The organism is Flavobacterium turcicum, from assembly GCF_011365745.1.
Taxonomy (GTDB): Bacteria; Bacteroidota; Bacteroidia; order Flavobacteriales; family Flavobacteriaceae; genus Flavobacterium; species Flavobacterium turcicum.
Genome location: NZ_JAAOBY010000003.1, coordinates 238,340 through 251,056, shown reverse-complemented (window position 1 = coordinate 251,056; position 12,717 = coordinate 238,340). Strand labels below are relative to the sequence as shown.

At 33.4% G+C, this 12,717-nt stretch carries 9 protein-coding genes; 8 read left to right on the top strand and 1 reads right to left on the bottom strand.

The genetic code is table 11. The annotated features are described in order from the left end of the window. Positions 1–74: 74 nt before the first annotated feature. Positions 75–4,553: a translocation/assembly module TamB domain-containing protein gene (locus G9Q29_RS07890; RefSeq protein ID WP_317164733.1), complete on the bottom strand. Its 4,479-nt coding sequence runs from the start codon at positions 4,551–4,553 to the stop codon at positions 75–77. A 174-nt stretch (positions 4,554–4,727) separates the two neighbouring features. Here G9Q29_RS07890 and tsaD point away from each other — a divergent pair, with 174 nt between their 5' ends. From tsaD to G9Q29_RS07850, 8 genes are all read left to right on the top strand, one after another. Next, positions 4,728–5,750, top strand: a complete 1,023-nt coding sequence (tsaD, locus tag G9Q29_RS07885) for a tRNA (adenosine(37)-N6)-threonylcarbamoyltransferase complex transferase subunit TsaD (protein WP_166135324.1) — start codon at positions 4,728–4,730, stop codon at positions 5,748–5,750. Between the two features lie 3 nt (positions 5,751–5,753). Continuing rightward, positions 5,754–6,461 carry a 16S rRNA (uracil(1498)-N(3))-methyltransferase gene (locus G9Q29_RS07880; RefSeq protein ID WP_166135321.1) on the top strand — a complete coding sequence of 236 codons (708 nt, stop codon included), beginning with the start codon at positions 5,754–5,756 and terminating at the stop codon, positions 6,459–6,461. A gap of 16 nt (positions 6,462–6,477) precedes the next feature. Then, on the top strand, positions 6,478–7,116 hold the full coding sequence (locus G9Q29_RS07875) for a DUF4159 domain-containing protein (protein WP_166135318.1): 639 nt from the start codon (positions 6,478–6,480) through the stop codon (positions 7,114–7,116). Between the two features lie 566 nt (positions 7,117–7,682). Next, the gene (locus tag G9Q29_RS07870) at positions 7,683–8,630 is read left to right on the top strand and encodes a zinc metalloprotease (RefSeq protein WP_166135315.1); all 948 of its coding nucleotides are present in this window, start codon (positions 7,683–7,685) and stop codon (positions 8,628–8,630) included. A 213-nt stretch (positions 8,631–8,843) separates the two neighbouring features. After that, positions 8,844–9,794 carry a zinc metalloprotease gene (locus tag G9Q29_RS07865; RefSeq protein WP_166135312.1) on the top strand — a complete coding sequence of 317 codons (951 nt, stop codon included), beginning with the start codon at positions 8,844–8,846 and terminating at the stop codon, positions 9,792–9,794. Between the two features lie 78 nt (positions 9,795–9,872). Next, positions 9,873–10,964, top strand: a complete 1,092-nt coding sequence (locus tag G9Q29_RS07860; RefSeq protein ID WP_166135309.1) for an AI-2E family transporter — start codon at positions 9,873–9,875, stop codon at positions 10,962–10,964. Between the two features lies 1 nt (position 10,965). Next, positions 10,966–12,153 carry a THUMP-like domain-containing protein gene (locus G9Q29_RS07855; protein WP_166135306.1) on the top strand — a complete coding sequence of 396 codons (1,188 nt, stop codon included), beginning with the start codon at positions 10,966–10,968 and terminating at the stop codon, positions 12,151–12,153. Beyond that, on the top strand, positions 12,150–12,716 hold the full coding sequence (locus G9Q29_RS07850) for a hypothetical protein (protein ID WP_166135303.1): 567 nt from the start codon (positions 12,150–12,152) through the stop codon (positions 12,714–12,716). The genes G9Q29_RS07855 and G9Q29_RS07850 overlap by 4 nt, the downstream gene beginning before the upstream one ends. The last annotated feature ends 1 nt before the right edge of the window (position 12,717 follow it).

Here is a 12,717-nt window from a genome sequence, read left to right as displayed (position 1 = left end):
TTAAAAGGAAAGAGAAAGTAGTAAATTGAGATTCATTGATTTGTTAAAAACCTCATTTTTGAAATAAATAGCGACTAATATTCCTCTGGAAGTGTGCTTTCTTGATTTTTCTTAACAGGAATTGAAGGCTTTTGTGGATTAGAAGACTTTTTATTTTTACCGCTGTTGAAATTTATGTACTCTGGTGAAAGGTTAGAATCTTGATCTTCAGCTGCAGGCACAGTGTAGCGTTCGATTTTTAAATTTTTGAATATCTTATTAGCAAACTCTTTAAAGGTATCAAAATCAACTTCGTATGAAACCCCTAATCCTTGAGTATAGCCAATACCTTGACCAACATAATTAATGTCATTTTCCTTATTGAACAAGCGCAAATTCAAAGTTCCATCATCATTTACACGATATAAAACTTCGACATCACCTACGATTGCTGATTCATTAATTCCGCCAAACGGTACTCCCAATTTACCATTAATAGTTACTCGTTCATTAATTTTAGATGAAATTGTAGCTACAAATCGGCCATCGGTTTCTTTACCAATTCGTCTGTCAGCGCCAATAAAATTAAGCCCTACTTTAAATTTCTCATCATCAGAGCGAATAATACCACCCAAAATACTCGATGCCGTTTCGAATAAACTTCCTGAAAAGTCAGATTGACTAACACCCTCAGGACTTAAAAATCCCCCTGATGACAATAAGTACAAAGCTTGTGTTTGTCTCACATCCTTGTCATTCAACTTGTATTGAATCTCTGATTTTAGAACATTACTCACCGTTGGAAATTCGATATTAAAATCAGGCTCCGGACTAGTTAAATCACCGCGAACACCAATTACTACCTCTACTGGAACCTTTGAGTTGAATGAAGCGTTATCTAACAAAACTGCAGGATTAGCAATAGTTTTATATACAGCCTCAAGATTCAATTGCGCACGCATTGGGTTACCTTCCCACGAGATCGATCCTCCTTTTCGAACTTGAAATTTTTTATCAATTAAACCACCATATTTAAAATTGTAGGTCCCTTCATAAGCCTGAAAATCACCCCACATATTGAATTTTCCTAAAGTATTGATTTTAAATAACAACGATCCAAATCCTTTTCCTTTCATTCCATGACCTGTATTTCGGTCTAGGATAACCTCTACTTCGGCATCTGGTGTGATATCAAAATCAAATTCTAATTCTAATCCGTTATAATTTCTGAGATTCTCTACAATTCCGTTTTTTAGGTTGTATTTTTCTCTTTCGGTTACAAAGTGCATAAACACATTATCACTTACACTCTCAGCATTATTTATCGGAATTTTAATGGCAGTGCCTTTTTCTGATTTAGCATCTACTTTTATAAAAAGGGCGTTTGTAGGTCCTTTTATAGTAGCCATTCCGTCAATAAAAGCGGTTCCGTAATAGGCCGCATCCTCGGTATCTTTGGTATCTAGCGCCACCAATCGATTAGAACTTATAGCTAGATCAAGATTCCAATCGCCAAAATTATTGTGCTCGATACTCCCGCTTAAATTACCGTTGGTATCGTATTTTGTGTCGGTAAGACTGTTATTTCTAAACAAAAACTTTTCATCCGTTAAATCAATAATAGAATTATCCTCAAGCGCATAATCCACATTCAAATACGGAACCGTAACTCCTGCTCCATCTAGAAAAAGTCGACCATTAATTGCTGGTTTTTTTAAATTACCTTCGATTGTAGCATTTCCTCCAACGGAACCACGAATGTTAGAAAGTACATCACCACCTAATGCATTAAGTGTTGCTAATTTGAATTTATCGAATTTTAAATTTAAATCAAGAATAGTCTCTTTGTTGACAATCTCGAAACTTCCATCAGCAACAAACGAGTCAATATTTTCATTTTCTAAATTAGAGTCAATTGTAAATTTGCGCAAACTTTGATCGCCTTCAATATCAAAATTTAGTGTTCCAAGTGGCGTTTTATTCATAACCAAATTATCGATTACAATCGATGCTGTTGGTTGAAAAACATTTTTATCTTGCTTAAAGTCGACCTCACCATTAATATTTCCGAAAAAAGCAAACTTATTACTAGCAGGCGTAATTTGATTCAAATCGACATCTTTAAAACTGAGATTAAGATCTTTAAAATCAGTATTATTAAACGCCCCATCTAAGGTAATCGATTGATTTTCATGAGACATTATTAAATTATCCAACTTGAAATTATTGAACGACTTGTCAAAAACAATTTGATTATCAGCACCTTCTTGCTCATTCAAAAACCAGAGATAATCTTTAAATTTCACCTCCGATTTGCTAATTCCTACCACATTGTTATTGTCCTTATTTATGGTATGGTACAAGTTAAGGTTATAATAATCCTCAGCTTTATTACCACCCTTAAATTCAGACCTAAAAAACAAAGTATCCTTCATGGTAACGTTAATCAAACTAAAATCTCGAATTTTATAGTATTTAGTTTTGATACTATCCAATTCAATAAAAGCATTGTACAACGGATTTTTGTTATCGATTGCTACATTAATATTGTCAAAAACAATATTGGATGCTTTTATTTGAGGCGAATTAAAATTTAATTTAAAATCTTGATTATCTGATGAAATTGCACCTTTAACAATAGTATTAGCACCAATAGTTACATCGGGATAAAAAATCTCGATAATCTTGTTGTAAATAGAGAAATTGAATTTTAAAAACTGTCCTTTGTTAACTTTGATAGGTTTAAAATTGGTATACAAACTACCCAACGAGTTTTTAATCAAACTTTGCACTTGATTAAAAGCATAGCGACCTACTATTTCACCTTGAACAATATCTGGCGAATTTACAGTAATGGTGCGCACTTTGTCTCGATCAAAAACAGAGTTGATAGTAAAATCATCAAAATTATAGGTGTCTTTTGTGTTTTGATAGGAAGTTTTGTTGATGTAAATATTTCCTTGAAAGTTTTCAATTGAATTTCCCGAAGCTTTAACAACCACATCACCTTTAAAAATAGAAGTGGCATCTTTCATGAAATTCAAAGTATTCAAATTGGCATAAACCACATTCACATGAAAATCATATTGACTGTCTTTTTTACTTAAATCAAGTAAGCCTTCAAAATTAAGTTTAACATTGGGATCATTAATTGCCAGTTGTCCCTCGTAAATTGGGCTTTTCAAAACACCATTTACGTCAATGTTAGTGTATTTGTAATTTTTAAAAACCAATTCACTCACTACACCTTGTAGCGCCGTGTTTAGGTATTTTTGATTAAAACCCTTACCGTCAACATCCATATTCATGCTCACAAAACCAAAATCTTTTTGATTAAATAAGGTCCCAACATCAAAACGATCTAAAATAACGTTGCCTTTGTAAGCCGCTTTATCAATCACATCAATATTTTGTAATGCTAAAGCTGCCGTTACTTTACCCAAAGCAGTAGTCATCGAAAAATCAGCTGAAACGGCAGTCGTTGATACAGTTGAAGTCCCAATAGCCGAAAATCTTCCTAATTTTTGAAGGGAAGTTGGCAATTTGTTCCCTAAAATATTGGGTAAAATAACCACCAAATCATCGTAGCTTGAACTCAATTTGTCAAACTTGGCAAACATGGAAAATTTTTGACCTTTTTTTGCAAATAGATTTTTAAAATTTATGAAACCTATAAGAGTAGTTTTTCGTCCGTCAATTAAATTTAATCGACTAAATTCAAGATCATTTAAGGTTCCTTTAATTTTTGATTTAATATAAAACTGCTGGTTTTTACCTAGTTCATCGTAATAGTAACGAATATCATTCGAAGCAATTTTGGCTTTATCTAGTTGAATATCAAATAAAACTTTGTCATTAAAATTGACAAAATCTTCTCTTTTGTATTTTAAGATAACCGTACCTGCAAAAGCGGATTCCTTGGTAAGAATGTTTAATTTTTCGAGTTTGATACTTTTTTTAGAATATGAAAAATTGGATTGCAAATTCCTTACGTACAAGCCTCTAAAATCTAAAAAAGACATTTTATTAATCGACGCAGATACATCAGGACCAAAAATCAAAAAATTGGTTACCGACGCATTTAATTTTGTGAAATCAAGATTTTTTACAATTTCGCGGTTCTCATCTATCAAAACAAACCTACTGTTGTATAATTTTAACTTGTTTGCTTTTAGTAAAAATTTACGCTTAGCTTTTTTTCCAGTATCAAAAGCTTTTACAAAAATGTCTAAGTTGGTCTCCTTATCATTTTTATACGTTTTCAGGTTAAAAAAGAATCCATTGATATCGAGATTATCAAACAAAAGATCGCCATTCAATAGCTTTTTGCCATCAAGAACTGTAGTAGAAATTCGTTCTGCGGCCAACAAAGTATCTTTTCGATGGTCTCTTATCACCACATTTTTGAACTTCACCCCTCCAAAAACAGAAACGGCTACACCTTCAATAGCGATATTGGTTCCAAAATCTTCATTGATACTTTTCGTAAAATATTGTGCAATTTTAGTTTGAACAAAAGGCATCGTCAGCGCAATTCCTGTCACTAATAAAAGCAAGACAAGACCAATGAGCACACGTAAAATTATTTTTAATACTTTTTTGATACCTATTTACTATTTAATGTTCTAAAATTTGTTTTTGCCTTGGCAAACACACGCACCTTAACTAAAAATTCTCTAATTTTGGCTTTTACAAATTGATTTTTCAAAGTTGTTAGGTCAAATATAAATCAAAATTAATGCCTTTTTATGCAAAATCCCGAGGTTTTTATTCTTGCGATCGAAAGTTCTTGCGATGATACCGCAGCAGCTGTTTTACACAACGATAAAGTACTAGCCAATGTTGTAGCCAATCAACTTATTCACAATCAATACGGAGGCGTGGTACCTGAACTTGCTTCAAGAGCGCACCAGCAAAACATTGTTCCTGTGGTTGATGCCGCCTTACGTAAGGCAAATATACAAAAAGAACAACTCTCTGCAATTGCCTTTACACAAGGCCCCGGATTGATGGGTTCGTTATTAGTAGGTGGTTCATTTTCAAAATCCATGTCGGCTGCACTTGAAATACCTCTTATAGCTGTCAATCACATGCATGCACACGTTTTGGCCCACTTTATAGACGAGGATGGTTTTGACAAACCTTCTTTCCCTTTTTTAGCCTTAACCATCAGTGGCGGACATACCCAAATTATACGAGTAGATTCATTTTTTGACATGACTATTATTGGTGAAACTACTGATGATGCCGTTGGGGAAGCTTTTGACAAAAGTGCTAAAATACTGAGACTTCCTTATCCTGGAGGGCCGTTAATTGATAAATATGCTCAACTAGGAAACCCAAAAGCATTTGCCTTTACCAAACCGAAAGTTGCTGGATTAGACTTTAGTTTTTCTGGATTAAAAACAGCGATACTATATTTTATTCAGAAACAAAAGCTACAAAATCCCGATTTTATAACTGAAAACTTAAATGATATTTGCGCTTCAATTCAACATACTATCATCGAGATTTTAATGGATAAAATCAAACTTGCTGTTAAAGAAACGGGTATTAAACAAGTAGCAATTGGAGGCGGCGTATCAGCTAACTCCGGAATTCGTGCTGCATTAAAAGCAACTGAAGCTCGATATGGCTGGAAAACTTTTATACCTAAATTTGAATACACCACTGATAATGCTGCCATGATTGGCATTGTAGGCTATCAAAAATTTTTAAATCAACATTTTGAAACTGCATCAGTGGTTTCAAAAGCAAGAATACAATTCTAAACTATGCAATTATTTTATAATCCAACAATAAACGAATCAACTGAAGTTTTTTCTTTTGACAAAGAAGAAAGCAAACATATTATTAAAGTTTTACGAAAAAAAGATACTGATATCTTACACGTAACTAACGGTTTAGGATTATTGTTTATCACCGAAATTACTTTGGCTTCAGATAGCAAATGTGCGGTTAAAGTTAATAGTATAACGAAAGCAGAACAATCCAATTACAACTTGCACTTAGCGGTAGCACCAACCAAAATGAATGATCGTTTTGAATGGTTTCTCGAAAAAGCAACCGAAATAGGAATTCATGAAATCACACCAATAATTTGTGACCACTCCGAAAGAAAAACAGTAAATACAGAGCGATTTGAAAAAATTATTCTCACCGCTATGAAGCAATCTAATTCGCTTTTTTTACCAAAATTAAATCCAGCAGTTTCCTTTAAAGATTTTATAAAGCAGGACCAATATGGCACAAAGCTCATAGCACATTGCGAAGAAACAGACAAAAAATCACTTAAATCAGTACTGCAGAAAGACACCAATTACACTATTCTCATAGGCCCTGAAGGTGATTTTTCAACCAAAGAAATACAATTGGCATTAGAAAACACTTTTATTCCTGTAACACTTGGTAATACTCGATTGCGTACTGAAACTGCTGCAGTAGTAGCCTGCCATAGCATTGCATTTACTAACGAAGATTAAAATATAAACCGTCACGATGAAAAAAATTACTTACCTACTACTCCTTTTAACGAGTCCGTTGTGGGCTCAAGAAATTGCACTGGTAAAATATAGTGGCGGTGGTGATTGGTACGCAAACCCAACATCTTTACCTAATTTAATACAATTTTGCAACGCTTCGATTCAAACAAGAATAAAAAATAAACCAGCAACAGTAGAAACAGCTAGTCCTGATTTACACTCTTATCCTTATGTTCACCTTACAGGTCATGGCAATGTAGTTTTTAATGATGCTGAAGTCAATAATTTACGAGACTACCTCATGGCCGGCGGTTTTTTACATATTGATGATAATTATGGTTTGGACCAATATATCCGTAAAGAAATAAAAAAGATATTCCCTAATAATGAATTAATTGAACTTCCTGCCACACACGCAATCTTTCAAAAACCATATTCATTCCCGAATGGTTTGCCTAAAATTCATGAGCATGATGGTAAGCGACCACAAGCTTTTGGGATTTTTATTGCTAATAAACTCGTTTTACTTTACACTTACGAGTGTGATTTAGGAGATGGTTGGGAAGATGCGGAGGTAAACAATGACCCTAAAGATGTACGCGACAAAGCCCTTAAAATGGGTGCAAACATCATCCACTATGTTTTTAACAACTAGTTTCGATTGTTTACAGGTAAACCTACTTTTCTTCAACTTTTAAAAGGTGAATTTTTCTGTGCATCATCTAATATGTAATCACGTTTAAATGTTCAAAACTAATCTGCAAACAATTCTTTTTTAACAGAGTGCTTTTTAGTTTCGTTTATTAACACTTTTTAACAATTAAATAACTTCGATTTCTTGAAGTATGCATACTAAAAACCTAGATAATTCGTTTGTGAATAGTGCATATTCAAGTCCGAAAAAAGTAAACCATTACTAAAACGATAAACTAATATATTATCTATTTAATAAAATATTTTACTTTTTATCACCAATAGCACAATAATTCTACCAATTACTAGATAGTATTATCAATTTACGACACAAAAGATTGCTAGAGAGATTCTTAAAGACATAAGAAAAAACTTAATCTATGAAAATTTTTATTTTACGGAAACCCGTAAAATCAAAGAGTTAAAAAAAAATTAAAAAAAATAATTTGAGAAATTTTTTTTTATCAAATATATGTTATAGAATTGCTAAACAATTAACCAAACTATTGATTATATAACAAATTTATTATGAAAAAAATTCTTTTATCAGCAGCAGCCCTCTTGATGCTATTTTCTTGTCAAAATGACACAACTGAAATGTCAACTCCTGAGGCTAGTGCATCTTTAAGAAGAGGATGTGCTTCAGAAGAAGTACTAGCGCGTCAATTAAAAGCTGACCCGACTTTGGCCTTAAGAATGAATAAAATTGAAGAGATAACTAACAGAGCAATTACGACTGGACGTTTAGTAAACGGAAAAATTGAAATCCCAGTTGTTGTAAATGTATTATACAGAACTGCTGCAGAAAACATCTCATTAGCTCAAATTCAATCTCAAATTGATGTATTAAACAACGATTTTAACGCTTTAAATTCAGACTTCAATTCTGTTCCAGCTGAATTTTCAGGAGTTAAAGCGAACGTAGGTATAACTTTTGTACTTCAAAATGTAGTAAGAAAATCAACTAAAACAACTTCTTTTTCTACAAATGATGCAATGAAAAAAGCATCAACAGGAATTGCCCCAACTACTCCTTCAACTGTTTTAAATATGTGGTCTTGTAACTTAGGTGGTGGAATATTGGGTTATGCTCAATTTCCAGGAGGATCATCTGCTACCGATGGAGTTGTTATGGATAATAATGCATTTGGAACAACAGGTACAGTTACAGCTCCTTTTAATCTTGGAAGAACAGCTACTCACGAAGTAGGACACTGGATGAACTTACGTCACATTTGGGGTGATGCAAACTGTGGATCTGATTTAGTTTCTGATACACCAACACACGATTCTGCTAACTATGGTGTTCCAGCAGCAGGTCACAGAAGTACATGTACTGGTACTCCATTAGAAATGTTTATGAACTATATGGATTATACTGACGATAGAGGAATGTTTATGTTCTCTAACGGTCAAAAAGCTAGAATGTCAGCCCTTTTCGTTTCTGGAGGAGCAAGAGCTAGTTTCGGTATCTAATTTTAATCACACATACTATAAAAGTGGTGATTAACTAAATCACCACTTTTTTAATGACTTTGCGTCAAGGAAATAATTTATTTCAGATTTCTTTTTTACCGTGTTAAATACCACTTTCGAGGAAAATAATAATTTTTCCAAAAAACCAAACAGGTAAAAAATTAAACCAAAAACAAAAAACATTTTTTACAAAACAAAAAAAATTCAAAAAAAATGAAAAAATATCTTTTATCAGCGGCAGTAATTGCAATGCTATTTTCTTGTCAAAATGACATAACAGAAACTACTTCTGCGGAAGCTTCAGTTGTTGCTCGTCGTGGTTGTGCTTCAGATGAAGTACTTAAAAAACAACTTGCTGCCGATCCGACACTTGCATTACGAATGAACAAAATTGAGCAAATAACAAATGATGCCATTGCATCAGGACGTTTGGTTAATGGCAAGGTAGTTATTCCTGTAGTAGTAAATGTTTTATACAGAACGACTGCTGAAAACATTTCTTTAGCACAAATACAATCACAAATTGATATTTTAAATAGAGATTTCAATGCTACAAATTCCGATTTCAATCAAGTGCCAACAGCTTTTTCATCTGTAAAAGCCAACATTGGAATCTCCTTTGAACTAAATGCTGTTTACAGAAAAGCTACAACCAAGTCTTCTTGGGGTACAAACGATGCGATGAAACTTGCATCACAAGGCGGAATTGCAGCTACTACTCCAACTACAACAATGAACCTTTGGGTTTGCACAATTGGTGGTGGAACATTAGGGTACGCGCAATTTCCTGGTGGAGCTTCATCAACTGATGGTGTAGTTATCGACTCTAAATACGTTGGAAATACTGGATCAGCAACTGCTCCATTTAACTTAGGTAGAACAGCTACTCATGAAGTAGGTCACTGGTTGAACTTGCGTCACATTTGGGGTGATGCTACATGTGGATCTGACTTAGTTTCTGATACACCAACACATGATTCTCCGAACTATGGTGTTCCAGCAGCTGGACACAGAAGTACTTGTTCAGGAACACCACTAGAAATGTATATGAACTATATGGATTATACTGATGATAGAGGAATGTTCATGTTCTCTAACGGACAGAAATCTAGAATAAACGCATTATTCGTTTCAGGTGGTGCTAGAAGAAGCTTCGCTCTATAATCGAACTTACCAATTTCAACTTAAAAACTCGCTACTTAATAGCGAGTTTTTTTTATCTTTACCCTAAAAAGATAGCCTATGCTAACCTCTAAAATTATTGCCAACGGTATCGTGAGAGCCACATTAATCCTTTGCGGAATATCACTTGCCGCATACCTCATATATCAAATCCAGTCGGTGATTATCTATTTGTTAATTTCGTTGATACTAACACTAATTGGCAATCCTATTTTAGATTTCTTAAAAAAAAGACTCAAATTCAATCACCTTTTTGCGACCATAACTACAGTTCTTTTCTTCGTGCTTTTAATTGTTGGTTTTATTATGCTTTTTGTGCCATTAATTGTCTCTCAAGGTCAAAATCTATCCTTACTCAATACCGCCGCTATTGAAAAAGATGTATTGCGACTAGTAGACCAAGTAACTTTGTTTTTAGAAGGACATGGAATGAATGCTGAGCAATTGCTAAAAGAATCTAAAATCACCTCGAAACTCAATTTTAATTTTATACCCAATTTTATAAATGGAATTTTAAACACATTGAGCAGCGTAGGTGTAGCCTTGGGTTCTATTTTGTTTATCACCTTTTTCTTTTTAAAAGACCGTGTACAATTTATTGTTGGTACGAAAAAAATTCTTCCAAGTAGTCATGAAGAGCAAATTTTAAACTCGCTAGAAAAAATCAACCAATTGTTATCCCGTTACTTTATTGGTTTACTCCTTCAATTATTTATTGTTTTTGTTTTATACACTATTGTACTGTTGGTTTTTGGCGTTCCAAATGCTATCGTAATAGCCTTTTTATGTGCTGTTTTAAATATAATTCCATACGTAGGACCATTAATCGCCTCTGTTTTGGCAGCACTTCTATGCATGCTAAGCCACTTGGGAAGTGACTTTCAAACTATAATTTTACCAACAACAACTTATGTTTTAATTGGATTTTGGATTGTACAATTAATTGATAATAATGTATCGCAACCAATTATATTTTCAAAAAGTGTTAGCTCACATCCTTTAGAAATTTTTCTTGTAATTTTAGCTGCTGGATTTCTATTCGGTATTTTAGGAATGGTAATAGCCGTGCCTTTGTACACCATTCTAAAAGTGATTGGTAAAGAATTTTTTCCAGAAAACAAGATTATAAAAATACTTACCAAAGACATTTAACGTGAAGACAGCTTTATTGAATCCTGAGATTCAAGACTACATCAATACCAATATTGGACAAAATATCTCCACATTGGCATTACAAAAAAATCCATTTCCAGATGTGAATTGGATGGATATTTTGAACCAAATTGAAGCTAAAACCAAGGCAAAAGAAAAACTTCCTTCTTGGTTTGCGCAAAAAAACATTATTTATCCGAGTAAAATTTCAGTAGAACAAACATCGTCAGAGAAAACCGCTCATTACAAAGCATCACTAATTAAAGGTGAATCATTAATTGATTTAACAGGAGGTTTTGGTGTAGACGATTTTTATTTTTCGAAAACTATCAATCAAATCGCACATTGCGAAATGAATGCCGATTTATCAACAATTGTGCAGCATAATTACACCCAACTCAATGTATCAAACATTAAAACTTATGTTGGCGATAGCATACTAACCTTACAGCAACTCAATCAAAAATGGGATTGGATATACATAGATCCTTCTCGCAGAAGCGATGTCAAAGGAAAAGTCTTTCTGTTGAAAGACTGCTTACCCAACGTACCCGAAAATTTAAACAATTATTTCAGTTACTCTAAAAACATTCTCATTAAAACAGCTCCTTTACTTGATTTAACTGCAGGACTGGCAGAGCTGAACTTTGTAAAAACCATTCATATTATCGCTGTCGAAAACGAGGTGAAAGAGTTGCTTTGGGAAATTGAGCAAAATTACATAAAGGAGCCGCGTATTAAAACTGTGAATTTGAGACAAAATCAAATTGACACTTTTGAATACGCTTGGAATCAGGAAACAAGCTCCCTAAGCCTTTCTGAGCCTTTACGGTACATATACGAGCCCAATAGCGCCATTATGAAATCAGGAGGATTTGATGCTTTAGCACAGCAATACCAGTTACAAAAATTACACAAACATTCGCACCTTTATACCTCAAACGAATTACTAAACTTTCCAGGGCGGGTTTTTGAAATTCAAAATAATTTTGAATACTCTAAACCAAACATGAAAAAATATCTTGAGAACCAAAAGATTAACATTACAACGCGTAACTTTCCTGAAACCGTGGCCAATATTCGTAAAAAATGGAAAATAAAAGAAGGAGGATTGGGTTATTGTTTTTTCTCAACCGACTTAAATAACCGCAAAATTGTATTAATTTGCACAAAAATCGAACACTCATGAAATTTCTTTTTACGCTTGCTTTTGTACTTTTTACAATTCCTTTCTTTGCACAAAAAAATTGTGAATACAGCGCTAATGTTACTGATTCTATTGGTACTTATAAATCTACCAAAGAGTATATGATTGCCGAAAAAAACTTTGGCGGTACCTCTGATTATTTTTTCTTTTCCTTGGCCTTAACTGATGATATCCCGACTTTAACATTACAGCAAATTCAAAAAAGTAAAGATTTTTTGAAAGTGAGTTGTTTTGATAAAACTTCAAAATTGTATTTACAATTAGCCAATGGTAAAATTGTAACCTTACACCACATTAATCAAGAAAATTGTGGCACACTACTTCGCGATGACAAAGGATTTGATAACCGTGTCAATTCGGGAACATTTTTTATCATTAAAGATAATTTCGAAGATTTAAAAGAGTCGCCTGTAACGATGATTCGCATTAAATACGCAACCAATACCGAAGATTACGTACTTAAAAAAGAATTTACCTCCGAACTTACCTCGCAAGTTTACTATCCAGAAAGTTATTTTATCAACTACATCAAGTGTATTGAGTAAA